The organism is Oerskovia sp. NPDC060338 (assembly GCF_042726295.1).
GTDB lineage: Bacteria > Actinomycetota > Actinomycetes > Actinomycetales > Cellulomonadaceae > Oerskovia > Oerskovia merdavium.
In genome coordinates this window covers 188,750-211,562 of record NZ_JBHXCQ010000004.1, presented here as the reverse complement: position 1 = coordinate 211,562, position 22,813 = coordinate 188,750, and the positions used below count along the sequence as shown (strand labels likewise).

Here is a 22,813-nt window from a genome sequence, read left to right as displayed (position 1 = left end):
TCGGCTCCACGTTCGCCACCACGGCGTTCAGCGGGTCCATGCTGCTGGCGGTGCCGGTCGCACTCCTCGCGGGGCTCGTGTCCTTCGCGTCCCCGTGCGTGCTGCCGCTCGTCCCCGGCTACGTCGGGTACGTGAGCGGGCTCGCCGCGGCCAACGCCGGGGCCACGTCCCGCCAGGGCGGCAGCAGCTCCGGTGGCGGTACGGCCGTCCGGACGGTGCGTGCCCCGGGCCGGTGGCGGGTCGCGACGGGGGTCGGACTCTTCGTGGCCGGCTTCACGCTCGTCTTCGTCCTGCTCATGGTCGCCGCGGGAGCGGTCGGCGTGCACGTCAAGCAGTGGGAGGACGTCATCACGCGCGTCATCGGGGTCTTCGTGATCCTCATGGGCTTCGCGTTCATGGGCGCCGTGCCGTTCCTCCAGCGGGATCGTCGCCTGCACCTGAGCCCCACCGCGGGGATCTGGGGTGCACCGCTCCTGGGCATCGTGTTCGGCCTGGGCTGGGCACCCTGCATCGGCCCGACGCTCACGGCGGTCATGGCGCTGTCCCTCGACGAGGCCACCGCAGGCCGCGGGGCGATCCTGGGCATCGCCTACAGCCTGGGCCTCGGCATCCCGTTCCTGCTCATCGGGATCGGTCTCGAGCGGTCCAAGAAGGCCGTTGCCTTCCTGCGTCGCCACCGGCTCGCGATCATGCGCATCGGGGGCGGCATGCTCATCCTCATCGGGCTGGCGCTCGTGACCGGGGTCTGGGGCACCTGGACCTCACGCCTCGGCGGGCTCATCACGGGCTTCGAGACGGTGATCTGATGAGCGACAAGGACCTCTACCGCCCCGAGGGCATCGACGACGCGTTCAGCCACCCCGAGCCCGAGGCTCGCACCGCCGAGGGCGAGGCGCCCGCCGAGACGCGAGCGACGCCGTCGGGCAGCTCGCAGCGCGCGCCGCGCGCGACCGGACCCGACGCCGCGACCCCGGACGCGCGCGGAACCGCGCGCTCGGGCGAGGCCGGCGCGCCGCAGCTCCCCTCGCTCGGCCTCCAGGGCACCCTGCGCTGGGTCTGGCGCCAGGTCACGAGCATGCGCGTCGCGCTCATGCTCCTCATGCTGCTCGCCGTCGCGGCCGTCCCGGGCTCGGTGCTGCCGCAGCGCCCCCAGGACCCGGCCGCGGTCCTGACCTACCTCCAGGACAACCCGCGCACGGGCGAGTGGCTCGACCGGCTGGGCTTCTTCGACGTGTACGCGTCGGTGTGGTTCTCCGCGATCTACATCCTGCTGTTCGTCTCGCTCGTGGGCTGCATCCTGCCGCGCACCAAGGCGCACCTGCAGGCCGTGCGCAACCGCCCGCCACGCACCCCGCGCCGCTTCGACCGCTTCCCGGCCAAGGCCGAGACCACGAGCACCGCGACGCCCGACGAGGTCGTCGAGGCGGCCGCAGCGCACCTGCGCGGCCGGTTTCGCTGGTTGCCGACGTTCCGCGTGGACGTCTCGACCGAACCCGCCGACGTGGCCCGCGGCCTGCCCGAGCGCCGGACCGTGGCCGCCGAGCGCGGTTACCTGCGCGAGACCGGCAACCTGGTGTTCCACCTCTCGCTCCTGGGCCTGCTCGTCTCGGTCGCCACCGGACAGCTCCTGCACTTCCGCGGGCAGGCGATCATCACCGAGGGGCGCGGGTTCGCGAACGCGGTCGTCGACTACGACACGTTCGAGAGCGGCTCGCTGTTCAGCCCAAGCTCGCTCGTCCCGTTCTCGATGACGCTCGACTCGTTCGACGCCGAGTTCGCGATGGACCAGGTCGCGTTCGCGCAGTCGCGCGACTTCACGGCCAACGTCACGGTGCGCAACCCCGACGGTTCCTCGCAGGAGGAGCAGATCAAGGTCAACCACCCGATCGTCGCGGGCGGGGCCAAGATCTACCTCCAGGGCAACGGCTACGCCCCCGAGATCACCATCCACGACGCCGAGGGACAGGTCGCTTTCGCGGGCCGCGTACCGTTCCTGCCCGAGGACACCATGTACACCTCGCGCGGCGTCGTGAAGGTACCGGACACGTCGCCCGGCCTCGATCAGATCGGCCTCGTCGGCTACTTCCTGCCCACCGCAGAGGTGACCGAGGACGGGGCTCGCTCGATCTTCCCGCAGCCGGCCAACCCGCTGCTGGTCCTCGAGGTCTACCGGGGAGACCTGGGCCTCGACGACGGGCTGCCGCAGAACGTCTACCGGCTCAACACCGACACGCTCACGGCGTCGGTCGACGAGGCGGGGGACCGCGTCCAGCTCCTCGTCGCCCCGGGCGAGACGGTCGATCTGCCGGACGGTCTGGGCACCCTCACGTTCGCCGACGGGCCCGTCGCACGCTACGTGGCGCTCGACATGCGGCACGACCCGGCGCTCGTCTGGATCCTCGTGTTCGCGCTCGGCGCGCTCGGCGGCCTGGCCGTCTCGCTCTTCACACCGCGCCGCCGCGTGTGGTTGCGTGCGTGGAGCGAGGAAGGGCCCGACGGCGAGGCGTCCGCGCCGCGTACCGTCGTCACCGTGGCGGGGCTCGCCCGCGGCGACGACGCCGGACTCCAAGGAGAGGTCGACCGCGTGGTCGAGTCGCTCCCCGGGACCGAGCAGGCCACCGACCTGCCTGCCCCACCCGAACGTCCCACCAGGACGCCTGGCGCGTCCGCTTCCCGTCCCACCGGGCCGGCTCGCGCCGACCGACCACGAAAGGCTGACCGATGACCGTTGCCGAGCTGAGCTCCGACCTGGTGTGGGCGGCGGCGACCGCGCTCACGGTCGCGTTCGTCGCCTTCGCGATCGACCTGTCCAGGCTGGGGGCCAAGGAGCCGGTCGCCGAACCGGTGGCCGCCACCGGTGACGCCGACGCCCCGGTCGCGGTCGCGGTCGCGACCCCCGCCAAGCCCGTCTCGCGCAAGGCCGCGGGCATCGGCATCTCGACCGGATGGCTGGGCACCATCCTGCTGCTCGGGGCGATCGTGACCCGCGGTATCGCCGCAGGCCGTGCCCCCTGGGCCAACATGTACGAGTTCACGCTCGTCGGTGCGTTCGTCGCGATGGCGGTGTTCCTCGGGGTGAGCCTCAAGCGGGACGTGCGGTTCCTCGGCGCGTTCGTCACGGGACTCGCCGTGCTGTTCCTCGTCGTGGCCCAGAACTCGTTCTTCCTCGACGCCACGGGGGTCCAGCCCGCGCTGCAGTCCTACTGGCTCGTGATCCACGTGGGCGTCGCGATCATCGCCACGGGCATCTTCACGGTCGCGTTCGTCATGTCCGTGATCCAGCTCCTGCGCGACTCGCGCGAGAACGGCAACGGGTTCCTGGGGCACCCGGCCTGGCGCTGGCTCGACACGACCCCCAAGCCGGCACAGCTCGAGGCACTGAGCTTCCGCCTCAACGCCGTCGCGTTCGTGCTGTGGACCTTCACGATCATCGGTGGTGCGATCTGGGCCGAGCACGCCTGGGGTCGCTACTGGGGCTGGGACCCCAAGGAGGTCTGGAGCTTCGTCGTGTGGGTCGTCTACGCGGCCTACCTGCACGCCCGCACCACGCGCGGCTGGTCCGGACGGCGCGCGGCCTACTTCGTGATCGTGGGCTACGCGTGCGTGCTGTTCAACTTCACGGGCGTCAACCTGATCTTCAACGGCAAGCACTCGTACTCGGGCATCACGACCCAGGAGTAGTCGGCCGGCCCCGGAACCGGGGCGAGGGCGAGGGCCGTCCCGCTGTGCGGGGCGGCCCTCGTCGTACTCTTCACGGGATCTCGACACGGCTCACGTGCCCCGCCCAGCGCCCCCACAGGTGGCGTCGCTAGTGTCGGTGCTCGTGACCGAAGAACCCAGCAGGCGCAAGGCGCACGTGCCGTCGGGCGCCCGGGCGCACAGCACGGACAGCGGGGGCCCGGACGGCGAGGCGCGCCCGACCCCGCACCACGAGGCGGTCGCGACCGTGCGCCATGCGAGAGCTCGACGTGACCGGAGGGTGGTGCGGGTCGTCGGGCTCGTGATGACGGCAGTGCTCGCCCTCGGCGTGTCGGGTGCCGCGGCGCTCGTCGTGAAGTCGCTGTCGAACGTCGACCAGGTGGACAACCAGGCCCTCGTCGCCCCTGAGGCGTCACGGCCGGCCGCCGCGACCCCGGACCCCGCGGACCCCCTCGCGGGGCTCCCTGTGAACCTCGTCCTCATCGGCTCGGACGACCGGTCCGGGGTGAACGAGGCGATCGGTGGGGCCGAGGACGGCATGCGCTCGGACACGACCATGCTGCTGCACATATCGGCCGACCGGACGCGCGTCGAGCTCGTCTCGATCCCGCGCGACCTGATGATCCCGGTTCCCGAGTGCACGGTCACGGGAGGCGGGACGACCAAGGCGTCGTCGAGCGCGATGTTCAACTCGGCGTTCTCGCGAGGCTGGGACGCGGGGCAGGACCTCGCGTCGGCAGCAACCTGCACGCAGATGACGGTCGAGCAGATCAGCGGGGTGCGCACCGACGGGTTCATGGTCGTCGACTTCGCGGGGTTCCAGACCATGGTCGATGCGCTCGACGGCGTCCCCATGTGCATCTCCGAGGACATGGACGACGAGGACGCGAACCTGCACCTCACGGCGGGCAACCATGTGTTGTCGGGCACCGAGGCCCTCGCGCTCGCCCGTGCCCGGCACGGGCTGAGCGACGGTTCGGACACCTACCGGATGGGGCGCCAGCAGGCGTTGCTCGCCGCGCTCACGCAGTCCGTGCTGAGCAAGAACATCCTCACGGACCTCCCGAGCCTGATCCGCTTCCTGGACGCCGCGACGAGCTCGCTGTCGATCAGCGGTGGCGTCGACCTCAAGGGGCTCGCGTTCTCGTTGCGCTCGGTGCGCCCGGAGGCGGTCACGTTCCTGACGATCCCGTCAGGGCCCATGCCGTCGAACCCCGCCCGTGTGGTGCTCTCGGACGAGGCTCAGGACGTGTGGGCACGGCTGGCGGCCGACCAGCCTGTCATCGAGGACGAGGCCACCCAGACGCCGGACACCCCGGCCACGCCGGACACTGCGACGATCCCGCCCGGTGACACGTCGACCGGTACCGAGACCGTGGAGCCCGTCGACCCCCTCGCCGATCGTCTGCCGGGCGAGGCGATCACCTCGGCCGACGCCAAGGAGACCTGCTGACGCGGGCCTGACGGGTCCGCTGGCGACGACCCCGGTGCGGGCCCGCGCTCGCTAGGACGGGTCGTTGTTGCCCGACGACGGAGCGTCCGGAGCGCTGTCCGTCTCGCCCTTCGAGCCCTTGCCCGGGGCCCGCGGCCCCTGTTCCCGCTCGTCCTGGCGGTCCGCGGCCTCCGGGGTGTGACCGGGGGGCGTTCCTGGCGCAGTCCCCGAACCGGGCGCAGAACCCTCGTCGCGCGCCTCACGACGTCGCTGCTGCTCGAGCTTCCACAGGAAGTCCGGGTCGTCGTCGGGGGCGATCGGTCCGCTGCTGCGACGCCGTCCTCCTCCGCCCGTCGGGCGGCGGGGCGATCCGGTCGCGCCCGCTGCGGCGTGACGCGAGCGCTGCGTGCGGGAGACCAGGATCCATGCGAGGGGTCCGACGAACGGCAGGAAGATGATCATCACGATCCACAGTCCCTTGGGGATCCCGCTCCGGTCGTTCTCGTCGCTCGTGGCGCAGTCGGAGAGGGCGTAGACCGCGAGGCCTACGGCGAGCAGGGTCAGCAGGACGCGGGACATGCCCCCAGCCTATGCGTCTCGGGTCAGGACGTGTCCAGCCTGCGACCTTCTGGGGGCGGGGGCCGGGGCGGTGCTCGTACATACCGGGGCGTGTCGCCCCCAGGTCTGCGGGGCGCCTACCCTGGAGGAGTGCCCATGGTCATCTATTCCGTCCTGCGCCTCGCGATCTTCGGGGTGCTCTTCGCCGTGCTCTACGCCCTCGACCTCGGCCACTGGGTCGTGTGCGCCGTCATCGCGGCCGTGCTCGCCCTGCTGGTCTCCTACCTGACGCTGCGGGGCCCGCGCGAGCGCGCGGCGCAGTACCTCGCGGACCGCGCTGCGCACCGCCGGGCGACGGGTGAGCAGTTCTCGCGGGCGGTCGAGGACGACGCCGCGTTCGAGGACGCCGCGGTCGACGCGGCCTCCGCCGACGAGCCGCCCGTGCGCCGCACCGACGGCTAGAGCGCGAGCCCCAGCCCCAGCAGCGCGCCGTACCCGAGCTCGAACATGCCCGTCCCGGCGAGGACGGGGACCAGCAGGGGCCCGCGCGCCCCGGCGAGCACCGGGAGCGTCAGCAGCACCGCCGGCAGCAGCAGGAGCAGCACCAGCAGGGACCACGGGGCGGCGAACGCGCACACCACGGCCAGCAGGATCGGCACCCAGATCATCGCGACGTAGGCGCGTCTGGCCCGGAAGTCCCCGAGGCGCACGGCCACGGTCCGCTTGCCTGCGAGCACGTCGGTGGGGATGTCCCGCACGTTGTTGATCATGAGCAGCGCGCACGCGAGCAGGCCCACGGCCACGGCTCCCACGCCCGCGACCCAGGTGATGCGACCCGCCTGCGTGTACGTGGTGCCGAGGACCGCGACGAGCCCGAAGAACACGAAGACCCCGACCTCGCCGAGGCCGCGGTAGCCGTACGGGTTCTTGCCGCCCGTGTAGAACCAGGCCGCGACGATCGCGAGCGCCCCCACGGCCAGGAGCCACCAGTGCCCCGTGAGCGCCACGAGCCCGAGCCCGAGGACCGCGGCGACCCCGAAGCACGCGAAGGCCGCGTTGCGGACCTGCGAGGCGAGCGCGGCCCCCGACGCGGTCAGCCGCATGGGGCCCACGCGGTCGACGTCGGTGCCACGCACGCCGTCCGAGTAGTCGTTGGCGTAGTTCACGCCGACCTGCAGCGCGAGCGCGACCCCGAGCGCGAGCAGCGCGGGCCAGAACGCGAACGCGTCGATCTGCGCCGCGGCTCCCGAGCCGACGAGGACGGGTGCGGCTGCCGCGGGGAGGGTGCGCAGGCGCGCGCCCGCGACCCATTCGGCAGAGGTGGCCATGGTGCTCCGATCAGTGGGTGGTGCGAGGTGCGGTGCGGGCGGCGAGCGCGGTCACGGCCGCCCGGTCGATCTTGCCCGGTCCTCGTCGCGGCAGGTCGTCCACGACGAGCAGGTACCGCGGTGCGGCGGGCGGTCCCAGCGTAGTCGCGACCGCGTGCCGGGCACGGGACAGCAGCCCGGCGTCGGGCTCGCCCTCGGGGGCGACGGCCCTGGTGAGGGCGCCGCCGCGGGTCACGACCGCGACCACGGCCTGCCCCCACTCGGGGTCGGGGACGCCGACGACGCACACCTCTCCGATGCCGTCCTCGCCCGTGAGCGCGTCGGCCAGCACGGCCTCGACCGCGGCCGGGGCGACGTTGACGCCGCCCGTGACCACGACGTCGTCGGCCCGACCGTGGACCGTCAGCGTGCCGTCCGGGGAGAGCGAGCCCAGGTCGTTGGTGCGCAGCCAGCGCGAGCCGTCCGGGTCGTGCCGGAACGTCTCGGCCGTGAGCGCCTCGTCACCGAGGTAGCCCGTCGCGAGGACGGGTCCGCCGATCTCGACGACCCCCGCGTCCCCCGGGGGCAGGACCCGCCCGGACGAGCGCTCGACGACCCGCACCCGCACGCCCGCGAGCGGGACGCCGTCGTACACGCAGCCGCCGCACGTCTCCGTCATCCCGTAGGTCGTCACGACCCTGGCCCCTGCAGCGCGCGCCGCGGCCAGCAGCGCGGGCGGGGCCGCTGCCCCGCCGAGCAGGATCGCGTCGAACGAGCGCAGCGCGGCGAGCGCGGCCTCGCCGTCCGCGGTGCCCTGGGCGTGCACGAGGCGGTGGAGCTGCGTCGGGACGAGCGAGACGTAGCGGCGGTCGCCGTCCATGCGCGCGGCGTCCGCAGCGAAGCCTGCGGGCGAGAACGGGGCGTCGAGGTCCGCGGTCACGAGACGGGTGCCGGCGACGACCGAGCGCAGGATCACCTGGAGTCCCGCGACGTGCGACGGCGGCAGCGCGAGCAACCATTGCGCGTCCCCGCCGAGGCGCTCGTGCGTGGCACGTGCCGAGGCGACGAGCGCGCTCGCGCTCAGGGCGACCTCGCGAGGCAGGCCCGTCGAGCCCGAGGTCTGCAGCACCAGGGCCGTGCCCTCGGGCAGCGGCCCGGAGAAGGCGAGCGGAGCCGGGGCGACCGCGGGGCCGCGGCCCGCGAGGGCGTCGGCGACCGCCGCACGCAGGGCGAGGGCGTCGGAGGGACCATCGGCGCGTGACATCCGTCCAGCGTAGATCCGGTCGTAAGGTGACGAGGAACCGTGGACCGCAGCAGGGCGAAGGGCAGGGAACCGTGACGGCAGCGACGCCAGGACACCTCGGACGGAACCTCGGGGTGCTGGTCGCGGTCGCGCTCGTGCTGGCGGCCTGCAGCGGTGGGCCCGTGGACGTCCCGACGAGCACGGTCCCGGCAACCGTCGATCCGGACAAGGCAGGCCCGCCGGACCCGGCGATCCCGCCCGCCTGGCCGCTCACCGGCGTCCCCGTCGACGAGGTCGACGACCGCCCGGCGCTCGCGGTCAAGATCGAGAACCTGCCGCAGGCACGCCCCCAGACGGGTCTCGAGCAGGCCGACATGGTGTGGGAGGAGGTCGTCGAGGGCGGCATCACGCGGTTCGTCGCGGTCTACCACTCGCAGTCGCCGGAGACGGTCGGTCCCGTCCGCTCGGTGCGTCCCATGGACCCTGCCATCGTCGGGCCGACGCGCGGCGTGCTCGCCTTCAGCGGTGGGCAGCCCCCGTTCGTCGAGGCGGTCCGCGCGGCCGGCATCCAGACCGTGGTCCACGACGAGGGCGACGACGGGTTCTTCCTCAAGAAGGGCAAGCGCGCCCCGCACAACCTCTACGGGACGCCGGCCGACTTCTGGGCCCAGGCCGACGACGACCGCACGGCGCCCCCCACCCAGCTCCGGCACGTCCGGATCCCGGGACAGGGCACCGCGACCACGACGGGCGCTCCCCTGAGCCTGCTCGACGTGAAGCTGACGTTCGCGAGCCGGGCGCAGTGGGTCTGGGACGCGGAGCAGGCGGCCTTCCTGCGCAACGAGGGGACCACGCCGGCCGCCTCGTCGGACGGCACGCGGCTCTCGGCACAGAACGTCGTGGCGCTGAGCGTCGAGGTCCGCGACACGCAGTTCAAGGACCCGGCCGGGACGCCCGTGCCGGAGACGCTGCTCGTGGGTTCGGGCGACGGGCTCGTGGCCAGCGGTGGGAAGCACGTGGCCGTGACGTGGTCGCAGGAGTCGGTCGACGAGCCACTCGTCCTCACGGGGCCCGACGGCGAGCCCGTCCTCCTCGAGCAGGGCGTCACGTGGGTCGAGCTCGTCCCGCGTGAGGGGGGGAGCTGGACGGTCAGCTGATCCGGGGCCGGACGGTCGGCGGGTCCGTGAGCGTCCACCCGTCGAGCACCGACTCGAGCACCTCGAGCCGGTCGAAGCCCCCGCGTGCGAGGAAGTGCCCGGCGCCGTCGACCACGGTCAGGTCGGCGTCGAGGACCTGGGCGAGGTGCTCGGTCAGACGCCGGGGGACCACCGGGTCGTCGTCGGCCGTGAGGACGAGGCGACGTGCCGTGCGAGCGGCGATCCCCGCCGGGTCGGTGTCGTGCGCGACGAAGGGGTCGACCTCGGGGATGCCGGGGACCTGCTCCACGAAGCCGGCAACGAGCGCGAGACCACCGAGCCGCCAGTCGTCGTCGCGGGCGGCGAGGTGCTGGAGGATGCTGACGCAGCCGAGGCTGTGACCCACCAGGACGGTCCGCTCGTCGATCGTCCCGACCACCGCGGCGAGCGTCGAGAGCCACGTGTCCAGGTCCGGGGCCAGCGAGTCCGGCAGGTCCGGGACCAGGACCTCGATCCCGCGCGGCGCGTACCGGTCCTGGAGCGCGCCGAACCAGTGGCTGGCGGCGGTGGCGCCCAGGCCGTGCACCACCACGATCCGGGTCGCGGGGAGAGTAGTGGCCGGGCTCGGGGCCGGTTCATGGACGGTCTGGTGCGCGACGGTCGTGGCATCGGTGCGAGGAGTCATGCCCTGAGCAACGCCGCAGGTCGGAGCGATGTTCCGGAGGGGGCGGCAAGGTCTGCGCGGGGCCCGTCCTCCCCGAGGAGGAGGACCTGCTCACCCCTGAGGTGGACCGGTGGGCGCGCAGGTCGAGCCGCTGGACCGATGTGCCGCCACCGGTGCCCGCGGGAACGTAGGGGCATGGCAACGATCAACCCCACCCAGAGCCCGTTCGAGCCCACGTCCACGGTCACCCCGTTCCCGCCCTCGATCACCCCCGCCCGGCCCGTCCTGCGCGCCGAGGAGGACGACGACGAGGACGGCGCCCGGCCGGCCGGGTCGATCGGCCCCGTCGTCGCGTCGATCGTCCTGCTGTTCGGCCTGGCCGTCACCGCGGCGTTCGCCGGCCGCGGGATCGTCGGGCTCCTCAGCGGCTTCATCACGGGCTGACGCGGCGCGCGCGGCGGCACCGGTACCCGTCGGAACGCCTGCGCCCGTCGGGAACGCCGATGCCCGTCAGAAGTAGTACGGGAAGGCGTCCCACTGCGGGTCGCGGCGCTCGAGGAACGCGTCGCGTCCCTCGACGGCCTCGTCGGTCATGTACGCCAGCCGCGTGGCCTCGCCCGCGAAGACCTGCTGGCCCGCCAGCCCGTCGTCGGCCAGGTTGAACGCGAACTTGAGCATGCGGATCGCCTGGGGCGACTTGGTCGCGATGATCCGCGCGTGCTCGAGCGCGAGCCTCTCGAGGTCGGCGTGGTCCGCGACCTCGTTCACGGCGCCCCACTCGTAGGCGTCCTGGGCCGAGTACTCACGAGCGAGGAAGAAGACCTCGCGGGCTCGCTTCTGCCCGACCTGCCGGGCGAAGAGCGCCGAGCCGTAACCGGCGTCGAACGAGCCCACGTTGGCGTCGGTCTGCTTGAAGCGCGCGTGCTCGCGGCTCGCGATCGACAGGTCCGCGACCACGTGCAGCGAGTGCCCGCCCCCGGCGGCCCACCCGTTGACCACGGCGATGACGACCTTGGGCATGGTCCGGATGAGGCGCTGGACCTCGAGGATGTGGAGCCGACCGGCCTTGGCGGGGTCGATCGCGTCGGCCGTCTGGGCGTCCTCGCTCGTCGTGTACCGGTAGCCGTCGCGTCCGCGGATGCGCTGGTCGCCGCCCGAGCAGAACGCCCAGCCGCCGTCCTTGGCCGACGGACCGTTGCCCGTGAGGAGGACCGTCCCGACGTCGGAGGTCATGCGCGCGTGGTCGAGCACCCGGTAGAGCTCGTCGACCGTGTGGGGACGGAACGCGTTGCGGACCTCGGGCCGGTCGAACGCGACGCGGACGACCGGGAGGTCGCGCTCGCGGGGCTCACCGTCGACCAGGCCGCGCTCGACGCCACGGTGGTAGGTGATGTCGGTGAGTCCCTCGAACCCGGCGACCGTGCGCCAGGACTGGGGATCGAACGTCTCGGACACCTGTGCGGGGATGCTGCTCACGACGGCCACCCTAGCCGCCCGGGCGCCGTCCACCGTCGGTGTGGCCTACGGTGTGAGGGTGGGATCGGCGAGATCTTGACGGCGACGCTCTCGATCGTGTACTTCGGTGAGGCCACGTCTGTGCTCAAGATCCTGCCGTTGGTCCCCGCCGTGCGCGGGACCGACGGCCTCAACCTGTCCGGAGGAAGTCACCGATGGCTCCAGAGACCGACAAGCACGTCCCCCGCAGGCAGGCCCGCGGCACCCAGCGACGCGACCGCATCGTGACGGCCGCGGCCGAGCTCATCCTCCGCGACGGTCCCGGGGCCGTGACGCACCGTTCGGTCGCCGCCCAGGCCGACGTCCCGCTCGCCGCGACGACCTACTACTTCACGGGTCTCGACGACCTGCTGGGCGCGGCGGGCGAGCAGATCGTCCGCGGCTGGGCCGAGCGCGCCCAGGCGATCGGTCACTCGGTGACCGAGCTGGTCGCGGAGGGCGGCGTCGAGACCCTGAGCACGCGCTCGCGTGCCCTCCTGCTCGTCGACGCGGTCCTGCCCCCGGGGGACCACGGCGAGCTCCTCGGCTTCTACGAGCACGTCGTGAGCGCGGGCCGCAGCCCCGTCATGGCCGCCGCGTTCGCGCAAGGCCGAGGAGAGCTCGACGTCGTGATCGACTCGCTGCTCGACCAGCTCGGCGCGCGGTTCTCCGCGGTCCTGCTGATCGCCGTGGTCGACGGCGCCGCGGTGACCGCGCTGTGCGAGGGGCGCGCCGTGCGCGACCTCGCGGTGGACTGCGTGACCGAGCTGCTCGGGGGCGCCTGAGCCGTCCGCCGCGCGCGAGCCGTGGGTCGTCGAGCCGGCCCGGCCCGGCCCGGCTCGACGAGCCCCGGCGTCCGGGGCGGGCCGGGCCCCGGACACCGACCGGGCCGCCCGGGCCGGCGTCCGGAGATAACCTGTGACCGTGCCCCCCACACCTCCTGTCCCGCCGCTCGTCGCCTGGTCCACGCCCCTGCGCACCCGTTTCCGGGGCCTGGACGTCCGCGACGGGCTGCTCGTGCGCGGGGAGGCCGGCTGGGCCGAGTTCTCGCCCTTCTGGGAGTACGACGACGCCGAGTCGGCCGCGTGGTTGCGTGCGGCCCGGGAGGCCGCGCACCTGGGGTGGCCCGCGCCCGTGCGTTCGAGCGTGCCCGTCAACGTCACGGTCCCGGCGACGGACCCGCAGCGCGCGCACGGCATCGTCCTGGCCTCCGACGGCTGCCGGACCGCCAAGGTCAAGGTCGCCCAGCGCGGGCCCGACGGGCGGGTCGAGCCCGTCGACCAGGAGATCGCGCGCCTCGAGGCCGTCCGGGACGCGCTCGGGCCGGGCGGGCACATCCGCGTCGACGCCAACGGTGCCTGGTCGCTCGACGAGGCCCTGCACCGGATCCCGCTCCTCGACCGTGCGGCCGGTGGCCTCGAGTACGTCGAGCAGCCCTGCGCGAGCGTCCCCGAGCTCGCGGCCGTGCGGCGCGCGGTGTCCGTCCCGGTCGCGGCCGACGAGTCGATCCGCCGCGCCGAGGACCCGTTCGAGGTCCTGCGTGCCGACGCCGCGGACGTCGTGGTCCTCAAGGTCCAGCCGCTCGGCGGGGTCAGGGCCTGCCTCGACCTCGCCGAGCAGGTCGGGCTCCCCGTCGTGGTCTCCTCGGCGCTCGAGAGCTCGGTGGGCCTCGCGGCGGGCCTGGCGCTCGCGGCCGCCCTGCCGGACCTGCCGTACGCGTGCGGCCTCGCGACGTCCCAGCTCCTGGCTCACGACGTGGTCGACGAGCCGCTCCTGCCCGTGGGCGGTGAGATCACGGTGCGCCGCCCCGAGCCCTCGGCCCGGGCGCTCGCCCGTGCCGTCGCGGACCCGGCCACCGGTGCGCGCTGGACCGCCCGGTACGAGCGCGTCGGCGCCCTCCTCGACGGAGCGGCGGCGTGACCGGCGACCAGCCCGTCCTCCCGCCCGCCCTGGTCGCGGCCCGGGAGATCGTGGAGAGCCTGGTCGCCGACGGGGTGACGGACGTCGTGCTGTCGCCCGGGTCGCGCAGCGCGGCGCTCGCGTACGCGCTCGCCGCGGCCGCCGCGGCCGGCCGGCTGACCCTGCACGTGCGGATCGACGAGCGCACCGCGGCCTTCCTCGCGCTCGGCCTCTCGCGCGGCTCCACGATCACCGAGGGCCCGGACCTGCGCCCGGTGGCCGTGGTCACGACCTCGGGCACGGCGGCCGCCAACCTGCACCCCGCGGTGCTCGAGGCCCACCACACCGGGGTGCCGCTCGTCCTGGTCACCGCCGACCGTCCGCACGAGCTGCGCGGCACGGGCGCCAACCAGACGACGGACCAGGTCGGCCTCTACGGGGGAGCAGTGCGCCACGCCGTCGACGTCCCGGCTCCCGACGGCCGCCCGGGCGAGACCCGCGACCTCCGCGCGGTCCTGGTGCGGGCGCTCGCGGCCGCGCGCGGGACACGGTCCCGGTACCCCGGCCCGGTCCACCTGAACGTCGCGTTCCGTGAGCCCCTCGCCCCCTCGGCGGCGCTCGCGGGCCTCCTGTCCGCAGGGCCGGGGGAGGCATCGGGCGAGACGCGCGCCGACGCACGCCGGACCGTCGTGGAGGCGGTGAGCGACGACGTCGGGCCGTACCCGCTCGATCCCGGCCCTGCGACCGTGGTCGTCGCCGGCGACGGGGCGGGGGACGACGCGCGGCGCCTCGCCGAGGCACGCGGCTGGCCCCTGCTCGCCGAGGCCTCGTCAGGAGCCGCGGCCGGGACGCACGCGGTCGCTGCGCACCGGCTCGTCCTGGGAGCCCTCGGCGGCCGCGTCGAGCGCGTCGTGGTCATGGGCCGCCCGACGCTCTCTCGCCCCGTCCAGCAGCTCCTCGGGCGAGAGGACGTCGAGGTGCTCGTGGTCGCGCCCGGAGCGGCACCCTGGCCCGACGCGGCCCGGTCGGCGAGCGCCGTCCTGCCCGGCGTCCCGGCCGGGTGGTGGACTGGGCCGGCGGGGGACCGGGCCTGGCTCGACACGTGGCGCGGAGCGGGCGAGGTGGCGCGCAAGGTCGTCGCCGCCCACGCCTCGGCCCCCGGCCCGACGACGGCGCTCGCCGTCGCGGTGGCCGTCGCCGACGTGAGCGGGCCGGACGACGTGCTCGTGGTCGGCTCGAGCAACCCCGTGCGCGACCTGGACCTGGTCGCCGACTGGGACGTCGCACCGCTCGTGCTGGCCAACCGCGGCCTCGCGGGCATCGACGGGACGGTCTCGACCGCGACCGGCGTCGCCCACGTCGCTGCGCGCGCCGGGCGCCGCACGCGCGCGCTCGTCGGTGACCTCACCTTCCTGCACGACGCGGGCGGGCTCCTGCGCGGGCCGCTCGAGCCGTCAGCGGACCTCCAGGTCGTGGTCGTCAACGACGACGGCGGCTCGATCTTCGCGACCCTCGAGTACGGGGCGCTCGCCGAGCAGGAGCCCTCGACGAGCCCGGCGTTCGAGCGGGTCTTCGCGACCCCGCACGGGGCCGACCTCGCGGCGCTGTGCGCGGGCTACGGCGTGCGGCACCGGCTGGTGGCCGACGTCGAGGGGCTGCGCGAGGCGCTCGCGGGACGCCCCCGGGGCGTCGAGGTGCTCGAGGTCCGCGTCGCGCGCGGCTCGCGCCGGACCGACGGCACCCGCCTCGCGGACGAGGTGCGGGAAGCGGTCCTGCGGGCGGTGCCCACGGGGTTCGCTCCGAGCGACCCGGAGCGGCCCGGGGTCGCCTGAGAAGGCTCCCAGCCGTCGTCGGGAACTCGCAGCAAACTCACAGGATCGTTCAAGCAGCGTTTCAGCGCCCGGGTGTGAAGTAGTCCTCAGAAAGAACCGAGGAGGGAACACCCCATGACCGAGAACACCCCGCAGTCGAACGTCCCCCAGCCCGAGGCTCCCCGCGACGGCGACACGCAGCGCATCGACGCGCAGGCCACGCAGCAGCTGCCCGTGACGCCCGTGACGCCCGAGGCGCCCGCCGCCCCGCAGACGCCCACCCCGGAGGCCCCGGCCCCGCAGGCGCAGCCCACGCAGCAGTTCGCCGCGCCGCACCCGGCTCCCGTGCCCGCGCCGCCGGCGCCGCACGCCGCGCCCGCTCAGCAGGCACCGCACGCCGCGCCCGCTCAGCACGGGGCCCAGGCCCCGTACGGTGCGCCCACGAGCACCGCGTACTCCGCAGCGGGCATGCCGCCCGCCCCGGTCGCGACCGAGGCAGCGCCCGCCGCTCCGAAGAAGAGCAAGACGTGGATCCCCGTGGTCGGCGCGGCCGCCGCGGCGGCCGTCCTCGCGAGCGCCGGGACCGCCGGCCTGCTCAGCGTGCTCGACGGATCGGGCACCGCGCCCAGCTCGCTGGCCTCGATCGGTGAGAACAAGGAGAACTCCACGGTCCCCGTGGCGAGCTCGACGTCGGAGAACCCGGACTGGCAGGCCGTGACGAGCGCCGTCGCGCCGTCCGTCGTCTCGATCCAGGTCACCACGGCTTCGGGCGGTGGCGAGGGCTCGGGTGTCGTGATCGACACCGACGGCCACGTCCTGACGAACAACCACGTCGTCGAGGGCGCGCAGGACGACACCGTCCAGGTGACCCTGAGCGACGGACGCCTCTACGAGGCCAAGATCGTCGGGCTCGACCCGACGACCGACCTCGCGGTCGTCAAGCTGGTCGACCCGCCGAGCAACCTCACCCCCGCGTCGTTCGGCGACTCCGACGACGTCACGGTCGGCGAGTCCGTCCTGGCCGTCGGGAACCCGCTGGGCCTCGCGAACACCGCCACGACGGGCATCGTCTCCGCGCTCGACCGCCCGGTCGCCGCGTCGGGCTCCGACGGTGGCAGCACCGTGGTCACCAACGCGATCCAGATCGACGCCGCGATCAACCCGGGCAACTCCGGTGGCCCGCTGTTCAACGCGCAGGGCGAGGTCATCGGCATCACCTCGTCGATCGCGACGACGTCGAGCCAGTCCGGCTCGATCGGCCTGGGCTTCGCCATCCCGGTGAACCTCGCGAAGAACATCAGCGCGCAGCTCATCGAGAGCGGCACGGCCGAGCACGCCTTCCTGGGCGTGAGCATGACCGACGCGACGGCCACGGCCGACGGCGTCACGCGCCGCGGCGCCGAGGTCAAGGAGGTCTCGGACGGCTCCCCGGCCGCCGAGGCCGGCATCAAGGCCGGTGACGTGATCGTCGCGATCGACGGTGACGCCGTGAGCGGTGCCGAGTCGCTGACCGGGTTCGTGCGCGAGCGCGCGACCGGCGACGTCGCGAAGCTCACGGTCGTCCGCGACGGCAAGGCGATCGACGTCGACGTGACGCTCGCCGCCAAGCCGACCGAAACGAGCACCGACTCGGGCTCGGGTTCCGAGCAGGGCTCTGGCGGTCAGGACGGTTCGGGTCAGGTCCCGGGCTCGGGTCAGGTCCCGGGCAACAGCCAGGACGGGTCCGACCAGACGAACCCGAACAACGTGCCCAACCCCTTCGACTGGTTCAACGGTCAGGGCTGAGCACACCACAGGCCGGACCCGGCGGTACCGGCTGCACCGGTGGGGACCTCCCCCCTGTGCCCACCGACGTGAGCCGGTGCCGCTGCGGTCCTTCGCGGTCCCGCCGGGACGCGTCCCCCGTGACCGGCGAGACCGAGCCGAGGCGTGGCCCTGTTCCCCTGCAGGTGCCCCTCGGCACCGACGCCCGGTCCATGCGGTTCTCCGCACGGACCGGGCGTCGTCGTGCCCGGGGAAGGATCAGTCGCGGACCGGCAGGGCCTCGTCGGCGTCGCTCGCGGGCACGGCCGGGCCGTCCCAGGGCGAGGTGAGCACGGGGTCGGCGTCGAGCAGGTCGAGCGCCTTGGTGGAGCGGACCTCGGTCGTGACGAACCCGAGCTCCTCGGCGGTCTCACGGGGCAGGACGTCGGCGAGCGTGACGCGCGTCGCGCGCTGCTCCTGGCCCCACGCCTGGACCGCGCCGATCAGCTCGGCCGCGACCAGGCCCTGGTCGGCCTCGGGGGCGAGCGCGATCTCGTCGATCTCGACGACCGCGCCGTTCCCGCTGAAGGTCAGGCGCTGGCTCGCGAGCAGGTAGCCGACGACCCCCGTGGGGTCCTGGGCGACCAGCAGGAGGGTGTCGAGCGCGCGCAGGAGGGGGCCCACGACACGGTCGTACGTCCCCCGGTCCGGCGCGTCGGGCTGCAGGCGGAGCACCAGGAGCCAGAGGTCCTCGCGGTCCGCGGTCGTGGCGCGGCGCACGGTGACGTCGCGCTGCGTGGGATCCAGAGTCATCGTCATCGTCGCATCGGGCACCGGGCGAATTTAACAGGCCGACCTGGGCGTTGTCCGGAGATGTCCGTCGAACGGGCTATACGTCGCGTAACTCACCAAACCACCAGGAGTGTCGAAGGACTCAGGCTCTGCCAGGGGTGGCGTGCGTGCGGTCGATCGGCTCGTCTCGGTCCTCGAGCGCGTACCGCATGGGCTCGAGCTTGGCCTCTGACTCGGCGAGCTCTGCCCCCGGGTCGGAGGCGGCGACGATCCCGCAGCCGGCGAAGAGGCGCACCCGGTGCGGGTCCTGCGGCGACAGCTCCGCCGAGCGCAGCGCGATGCCCCACTCGCCGTCGCCGTCCGCGCCGAACCACCCGACCGGGGCCGCGTAGCGGGCGCGGTCCATACCCTCGATCTCGCGGATGAGGTCGCGCGCCGCGAGCGTCGGGGTGCCGCACACGGCGGCCGACGGGTGCAGCGCGGCTGCGAGCGCGAGGCTCGTCGGCGCGGGGGACCCGCCCGTCCCGGCCGCGAGCACGCCCGTGACGTCGGAGGCCAGGTGCAGGACGTTGGGCAGGTGCAGGACGAACGGTGCGTCGGGCACGTTCATCGACGAGCAGAACGGGGCGAGCGCGTCGGCGACCGAGGCCACGGCGTACTCGTGCTCCTCGAGGTCCTTGGACGAGCGGGCGAGGTGCGCGGCACGCAGCAGCGAGTCGTCGTCGGCCTCGGCCCCGCCCGAGCGGCGGATGGTCCCCGCGAGCACGCGCGAGGTCACGAGCCCCTTCTCGCTGCGCACGAGCAGCTCGGGGGTCGCGCCGACCATGCCGTCCACCGAGAAGGTCCAGCACGCGTCGTAGGCGACCGCGAGGCGACGGAGCATCCAGCGGGGGTCCACGGGGTGCTCGGCAGTGGCCAGGACGTCGCGCGCGAGCACGACCTTCTCGAGGTCGCCGCGCCGGATGCGCTCGACGCCCTCGGCGACCACCGCGGTCCAGTCCTCAGCGCTCAGCGAGCCGTCCACGGTCGTGACCACGCCCGGCCCGGCCACGGGCTCGCGGCGAGTCGGGTCGAGGACGGACGCGACGTCGTCGGGCAGGGCGTCGCCCTGGGTGATGCTCGTGACCCAGGCCGTGCCCTCGGGCCCGCCCCGGCGCCCGAGGACGACGCGGGGCACCACGATCGTCCCGCCCGGGCGGGCGTCCCCGGCCGTGCCGGACGCGTCGTCGAACGCGAACGAGCCGAACGCGACCAGGCCGGAGCCTGGCAGGTCCACCTCGTCGTGCACGACGGCGGCGCCCAGCACCTCCTGCCAGGCCGCCTCGGCGTCGGCGAACCGTCCGGGACCCCACGCCTCGAGGCGCAGCGCCTCACCCCACCCCACGATCCCGTCGCCGCGTCGCACCCAGGCCAGGGGGCGCGCGTCGGGCAGGAGGTCGAGCAGGGCCGTCAGGTCGCCCGGCAGCCCGTCGGGCAGGCGGGTCGTCCGCACGACCAGGCGGGGGGAGGCCAGGAAGTCGGCGGACCCGGGGCGAGGGGACTCCGTGTCGGGGGCGCCGAGGTCGTCGGCGTCCCTGCGGGGGTGAGCGTGCGCAGTCATCGCCTCCAGCGTAGGCGTGAAACGATGGGCTCATGTCGCGAGCAAGCCTGGACAAGAAGCCCACCGAGGTCGCCTCGATGTTCGACGGGATCGCCTCCCGCTACGACCTCACCAACGACGTCATCTCGCTGGGGCAGGACCGGAGGTGGCGCAAGCAGACGGTCGACGCCGTCGCTGCGCTGCCCGGAGAGCGGGTCCTGGACCTCGCGGCCGGCACCGGCACGTCGAGCGAGCCGTTCGCGGACGAGGGCGTCGAGGTCGTGCCGTGCGACTTCTCGGTCGGGATGCTCCAGGTGGGCAAGCGCCGGCGCCCGGACCTGCCGTTCGTCGCGGGGGACGCCACGGCGCTGCCCTTCGCCGACGCGTCGTTCGACGCCGTGACCATCTCGTTCGGCCTGCGCAACGTCGTGGACACCGACGCCGCGCTGCGCGAGATGCTGCGTGTGACACGCCCGGGCGGCCGGATCGTCATCTGCGAGTTCTCCCGCCCCACGTGGAAGCCCTTCCGCGCGCTCTACACGGGCGTCTTCATGAAGATGCTGCCCGTCATGGCGGGGCTCGTGACCAAGGAGAAGAGCTCGTACGAGTACCTCGTCGAGTCGATCCAGGACTGGCCCGCGCAGCCCGACCTGGCGCACCTCATGATCGACGCCGGGTGGGAGGGTGCCGCCTACCGGAACCTCAGCGGCGGCCTCGTCGCGCTGCACCGGGCCGTGCGCCCCGCCTGAGCGGGGTCTTCGCCCCGGCGGTCGCGCTCGGGTCCGTCGCGGCCCGTGGCCCGTGCCCCGCGGCGCACCGTGCGTGGTGCGCGCGGGCGGGGCGCGGCGCGTCGGGCGCCTGACCTGCCGGTTCGGCCGCGAGGGAAGGGTTGCCTTGCTACACATCCGCCCGCGTCTGTGACTAGAGTGGCGATGTCCATTGTGAGCGACTTCACAAGGGGCTTTCCGAGGTGTGTTCGAGCTTGCCGAGCGAGGTGAGAACGTGCGTAGCAGGAGTGATGACGCGGACGTCATCGTCATCGGCGCGGGCCCGGCAGGGGCCACGGCGGCGCACTACTGTGCCTCCGCGGGCCTCAACGTCCTCCTCCTCGAGAAGGCCTCGTTCCCGCGCGACAAGATCTGCGGCGACGGACTGACGCCGCGGGCGGTGGGCGAGCTCGTCCGCATGGGCGTCCCCACGCGCGCCGAGGACGGCTGGATCCGCAACAAGGGTCTGCGGGTCGTCGCGAGCGGACGCTCGTGGGAGCTGCCCTGGCCCGAGCTCAAGGCCTACCCGTCCTACGGCCTCGCCCGCTCACGCATGAACCTCGACCAGACGCTCGCCGAGCACGCGCAGCGCACGGGCGCCAAGCTGCTCGAGCGCACCAACGTGACCGGCCCGCTCCTCGACGAGCGCACGGGCCGCGTCGTGGGCGTCACGGCACGCCCGCTCGACGAGAACGGGCGCCGCGCCGGGGACGAGCACGAGCTGCGCGCCCCTGTCGTCATCGCCGCGGACGGCGTCTCGTCCCGCTTCGCGCTCGCCCTGGGGCTCGAGAAGCGCGAGGACCGGCCCATGGGCGTCGCGGTGCGGACCTACTTCAAGACCCCGCGCCACGACGACGCCTGGATGGAGTCCCACCTCGAGCTCTGGGACGGGCCGGCCGGGAAGTCGAACCTCCTGCCCGGCTACGGGTGGATCTTCGCGCTCGGCGACGGCACCGCGAACGTGGGCCTCGGCTCGGTCAACTCGACCCCGGCACGGCAGTCGGCCGCGAACGTGGACTACAAGGACCTGTTCGCCCGGTGGATGGCCAACGCGCCCGCCGAGTGGGAGTTCACCCCGGAGAACCAGACCGGACCCGTGCGCGGGGCGGCCCTGCCCATGGGCTTCAACCGCAAGCCCCTCTACTCGCGCGGCGTGGTGCTGGTCGGAGACTCGGGCGGCATGGTCAGCCCGTTCAACGGCGAGGGCATCGCCTACGCCATGCAGGCCGCGCGCGTCGCGGCGGACGTCGTGGCGCAGTCGCGTGCCCGGAGCACCGACGCCGCCCGCGAGCGCACGCTCGCGACCTACCCCGAGATCATGCGCCGCGACCTGGGCGGGTACTACACGCTCGGCCGGTACTTCGTGCGCCTCATCGAGCACCCCGAGATCATGCGGCTGTGCACCCGGTACGGGCTGCCGCGGCCGCTCGTCATGCGCTTCGTCCTCAAGCTGTTGTCCGACTGTTACGAACCACGTGGTGGCGACGTCGTCGACCGGGTCATCGCGGGACTGACGAGGGTGGTGCCATCGGCATGAGAAACCTTGGTGAGGCGGCAAAGAGGCCGTCACCGCTGTTCACGCAGTCACCACCCCTACCCCCGTCAGACCCGGGTGCCCGCAGCTTCGCGCGGACGCCCGGCGGCAGCACTCCCGACATGCCCCAGCGCGCCCCCCGGAGAGCAGACCGATGACCAACCCCTACGTGCCCGTGCTCGTCCTGATGGGCATCGGAGCCGTGCTCGCCCTCGGCGGAGTCGCCGCGAGCGCCGTGATCGGCCCCAAGAGATACAACCGCGCCAAGCTCGACGCGTACGAGTGCGGCATCGAGCCCACCCCGCACGCGATCGGCGGAGGGCGCTTCCCGATCAAGTACTACCTCGTCGCGATGACCTTCATCATCTTCGACATCGAGGTGGTCTTCCTCTACCCGTGGGCGGTGGACTTCACGGTCCTGGCCACCTTCGGGCTCGTCGCCATGCTGAGCTTCCTCGCCCTGATCACCGTGCCGTTCGTCTACGAATGGCGCCGTGGCGGGTTCGAGTGGGACTAGCCGGAACCAGATAGGGAGAACGCAGATGGGGATCGAAGAGGCTCCCTCGGGCTTCTTGCTCACGAGCGTGGAGAACCTCGCGGGGTACTTCCGCAAGGCGTCGCTGTGGCCGGTGACGTTCGGCCTGGCGTGCTGCGCCATCGAGATGATGGCGGCCGGCGCGTCGCGCTTCGACCTGTCCCGCTTCGGCATGGAGGTCTTCCGGGCCTCGCCGCGGCAGGCCGACCTGATGATCGTCGCGGGTCGCGTGAGCCAGAAGATGGCGCCCGTGGTGCGCCAGGTCTACGACCAGATGTCCGAGCCCAAGTGGGTGCTGTCGATGGGCGTGTGCGCCTCGAGCGGCGGGATGTTCAACAACTACGCGATCGTCCAGGGGGTCGACCACATCGTGCCGGTCGACATCTACCTGCCGGGCTGCCCGCCGCGCCCCGAGATGCTCATCAACGCGATCCTCGCGCTGCACGAGCAGATCCAGGCCGAGCCGCTGGGCGTGAACCGGCGGGAGGCGGCCAAGGCCGCCGAGGCCGCGGCGCTCGAGGCGACCCCGACGTTCCAGATGAAGGGGCTGCTGCGGTGACGAGCACCAACGACGGGACGACGGGCCGCCCGGCGGACGCCGTCCAGCGGGACGAGGTCGC

At 73.6% G+C, this 22,813-nt stretch carries 22 protein-coding genes; 15 read left to right on the top strand and 7 right to left on the bottom strand.

Annotation, left to right across the window (positions count from 1 at the left end; genetic code table 11):
- The first annotated feature begins 38 nt into the window (after positions 1-38).
- The 4 genes from ACFWGN_RS06780 (at position 39) to ACFWGN_RS06765 (ending at position 5,152) form a co-directional block, all read left to right on the top strand.
- Entirely contained in the window at positions 39-806 is a 768-nt protein-coding gene (locus tag ACFWGN_RS06780) for a cytochrome c biogenesis CcdA family protein (RefSeq protein ID WP_377616319.1), read from the top strand.
- Complete coding sequence (locus ACFWGN_RS06775) at positions 806-2,725, top strand: cytochrome c biogenesis protein ResB (RefSeq protein WP_377616212.1); 1,920 nt, start codon at positions 806-808, stop codon at positions 2,723-2,725. Before ACFWGN_RS06780 ends, ACFWGN_RS06775 begins: the two co-directional genes overlap by 1 nt.
- Positions 2,722-3,681, top strand: a complete 960-nt coding sequence (gene ccsB / locus ACFWGN_RS06770; RefSeq protein WP_377616211.1) for a c-type cytochrome biogenesis protein CcsB — start codon at positions 2,722-2,724, stop codon at positions 3,679-3,681. Before ACFWGN_RS06775 ends, ccsB begins: the two co-directional genes overlap by 4 nt.
- 142 nt (positions 3,682-3,823) lie before the next feature.
- On the top strand, positions 3,824-5,152 hold the full coding sequence (locus ACFWGN_RS06765; RefSeq protein ID WP_377616210.1) for an LCP family protein: 1,329 nt from the start codon (positions 3,824-3,826) through the stop codon (positions 5,150-5,152).
- 51 nt (positions 5,153-5,203) lie between these two features.
- On the opposite strand, the gene ACFWGN_RS06760 is transcribed toward ACFWGN_RS06765, so the two are convergent.
- Entirely contained in the window at positions 5,204-5,710 is a 507-nt protein-coding gene (locus tag ACFWGN_RS06760; protein WP_377616209.1) for a PLD nuclease N-terminal domain-containing protein, read from the bottom strand.
- Between the two features lie 135 nt (positions 5,711-5,845).
- On the opposite strand from ACFWGN_RS06760, the gene ACFWGN_RS06755 reads away from it, so the two are divergent.
- Positions 5,846-6,151 carry a DUF4229 domain-containing protein gene (locus ACFWGN_RS06755; protein WP_377616208.1) on the top strand — a complete coding sequence of 102 codons (306 nt, stop codon included), beginning with the start codon at positions 5,846-5,848 and terminating at the stop codon, positions 6,149-6,151.
- On the opposite strand, the gene ACFWGN_RS06750 is transcribed toward ACFWGN_RS06755, so the two are convergent.
- Together ACFWGN_RS06750 and ACFWGN_RS06745 are read right to left on the bottom strand one after the other, a co-directional pair.
- Positions 6,148-7,017 carry a 1,4-dihydroxy-2-naphthoate polyprenyltransferase gene (locus tag ACFWGN_RS06750; protein WP_377616207.1) on the bottom strand — a complete coding sequence of 290 codons (870 nt, stop codon included), beginning with the start codon at positions 7,015-7,017 and terminating at the stop codon, positions 6,148-6,150. The two genes, ACFWGN_RS06755 and ACFWGN_RS06750, sit on opposite strands and share 4 nt — an antisense overlap.
- Before the next feature lie 10 nt (positions 7,018-7,027).
- Complete coding sequence (locus tag ACFWGN_RS06745; RefSeq protein ID WP_377616206.1) at positions 7,028-8,260, bottom strand: AMP-binding protein; 1,233 nt, start codon at positions 8,258-8,260, stop codon at positions 7,028-7,030.
- Between the two features lie 26 nt (positions 8,261-8,286).
- Between ACFWGN_RS06745 and ACFWGN_RS06740 the strand changes: the two genes are divergently transcribed.
- A complete protein-coding gene (locus tag ACFWGN_RS06740; RefSeq protein WP_377616205.1) occupies positions 8,287-9,396 on the top strand; it encodes a DUF3048 domain-containing protein in 1,110 nt (369 codons plus the stop codon).
- Here the strand turns inward: ACFWGN_RS06740 and ACFWGN_RS06735 are convergent.
- Positions 9,389-10,060, bottom strand: coding sequence for an RBBP9/YdeN family alpha/beta hydrolase (locus ACFWGN_RS06735; protein ID WP_377616204.1), 672 nt, complete (start codon positions 10,058-10,060; stop codon positions 9,389-9,391). The two genes, ACFWGN_RS06740 and ACFWGN_RS06735, sit on opposite strands and share 8 nt — an antisense overlap.
- A gap of 174 nt (positions 10,061-10,234) precedes the next feature.
- Between ACFWGN_RS06735 and ACFWGN_RS06730 the strand changes: the two genes are divergently transcribed.
- On the top strand, positions 10,235-10,483 hold the full coding sequence (locus ACFWGN_RS06730) for a hypothetical protein (RefSeq protein WP_191804549.1): 249 nt from the start codon (positions 10,235-10,237) through the stop codon (positions 10,481-10,483).
- 66 nt (positions 10,484-10,549) lie between these two features.
- Here ACFWGN_RS06730 and ACFWGN_RS06725 read toward each other — a convergent pair whose 3' ends face one another.
- A complete protein-coding gene (locus tag ACFWGN_RS06725) occupies positions 10,550-11,515 on the bottom strand; it encodes a 1,4-dihydroxy-2-naphthoyl-CoA synthase (RefSeq protein ID WP_191804551.1) in 966 nt (321 codons plus the stop codon).
- Between the two features lie 194 nt (positions 11,516-11,709).
- Here ACFWGN_RS06725 and ACFWGN_RS06720 point away from each other — a divergent pair, with 194 nt between their 5' ends.
- From ACFWGN_RS06720 to ACFWGN_RS06705, 4 genes are all read left to right on the top strand, one after another.
- On the top strand, positions 11,710-12,318 hold the full coding sequence (locus ACFWGN_RS06720) for a TetR/AcrR family transcriptional regulator (RefSeq protein ID WP_377616203.1): 609 nt from the start codon (positions 11,710-11,712) through the stop codon (positions 12,316-12,318).
- A 139-nt stretch (positions 12,319-12,457) separates the two neighbouring features.
- On the top strand, positions 12,458-13,453 hold the full coding sequence (locus ACFWGN_RS06715) for an o-succinylbenzoate synthase (protein ID WP_377616202.1): 996 nt from the start codon (positions 12,458-12,460) through the stop codon (positions 13,451-13,453).
- On the top strand, positions 13,450-15,264 hold the full coding sequence (gene menD, locus ACFWGN_RS06710; protein ID WP_377616200.1) for a 2-succinyl-5-enolpyruvyl-6-hydroxy-3-cyclohexene-1-carboxylic-acid synthase: 1,815 nt from the start codon (positions 13,450-13,452) through the stop codon (positions 15,262-15,264). Before ACFWGN_RS06715 ends, menD begins: the two co-directional genes overlap by 4 nt.
- Positions 15,265-15,378: 114 nt before the next feature.
- Positions 15,379-17,028, top strand: a complete 1,650-nt coding sequence (locus tag ACFWGN_RS06705; protein ID WP_377616199.1) for a trypsin-like peptidase domain-containing protein — start codon at positions 15,379-15,381, stop codon at positions 17,026-17,028.
- A 237-nt stretch (positions 17,029-17,265) separates the two neighbouring features.
- Here the strand turns inward: ACFWGN_RS06705 and ACFWGN_RS06700 are convergent, their stop codons facing one another.
- Both ACFWGN_RS06700 and ACFWGN_RS06695 read right to left on the bottom strand, forming a co-directional pair.
- Positions 17,266-17,805 carry a hypothetical protein gene (locus ACFWGN_RS06700; RefSeq protein WP_377616198.1) on the bottom strand — a complete coding sequence of 180 codons (540 nt, stop codon included), beginning with the start codon at positions 17,803-17,805 and terminating at the stop codon, positions 17,266-17,268.
- A 115-nt stretch (positions 17,806-17,920) separates the two neighbouring features.
- Positions 17,921-19,378, bottom strand: a complete 1,458-nt coding sequence (locus ACFWGN_RS06695) for an isochorismate synthase MenF (protein WP_377616197.1) — start codon at positions 19,376-19,378, stop codon at positions 17,921-17,923.
- Between the two features lie 32 nt (positions 19,379-19,410).
- Between ACFWGN_RS06695 and ACFWGN_RS06690 the strand changes: the two genes are divergently transcribed.
- The 4 genes from ACFWGN_RS06690 to ACFWGN_RS06675 all read left to right on the top strand — a co-directional run bounded on the left by ACFWGN_RS06690 (position 19,411) and on the right by ACFWGN_RS06675 (position 22,752).
- A complete protein-coding gene (locus ACFWGN_RS06690; protein ID WP_377616196.1) occupies positions 19,411-20,106 on the top strand; it encodes a demethylmenaquinone methyltransferase in 696 nt (231 codons plus the stop codon).
- Positions 20,107-20,359: 253 nt separating this feature from the next.
- On the top strand, positions 20,360-21,661 hold the full coding sequence (locus ACFWGN_RS06685; protein ID WP_191804566.1) for a geranylgeranyl reductase family protein: 1,302 nt from the start codon (positions 20,360-20,362) through the stop codon (positions 21,659-21,661).
- 151 nt (positions 21,662-21,812) lie between these two features.
- Positions 21,813-22,175 carry an NADH-quinone oxidoreductase subunit A gene (locus ACFWGN_RS06680; RefSeq protein ID WP_056649801.1) on the top strand — a complete coding sequence of 121 codons (363 nt, stop codon included), beginning with the start codon at positions 21,813-21,815 and terminating at the stop codon, positions 22,173-22,175.
- A 25-nt stretch (positions 22,176-22,200) separates the two neighbouring features.
- On the top strand, positions 22,201-22,752 hold the full coding sequence (locus ACFWGN_RS06675) for an NADH-quinone oxidoreductase subunit B family protein (protein WP_056649804.1): 552 nt from the start codon (positions 22,201-22,203) through the stop codon (positions 22,750-22,752).
- Positions 22,753-22,813 lie beyond the last annotated feature (61 nt).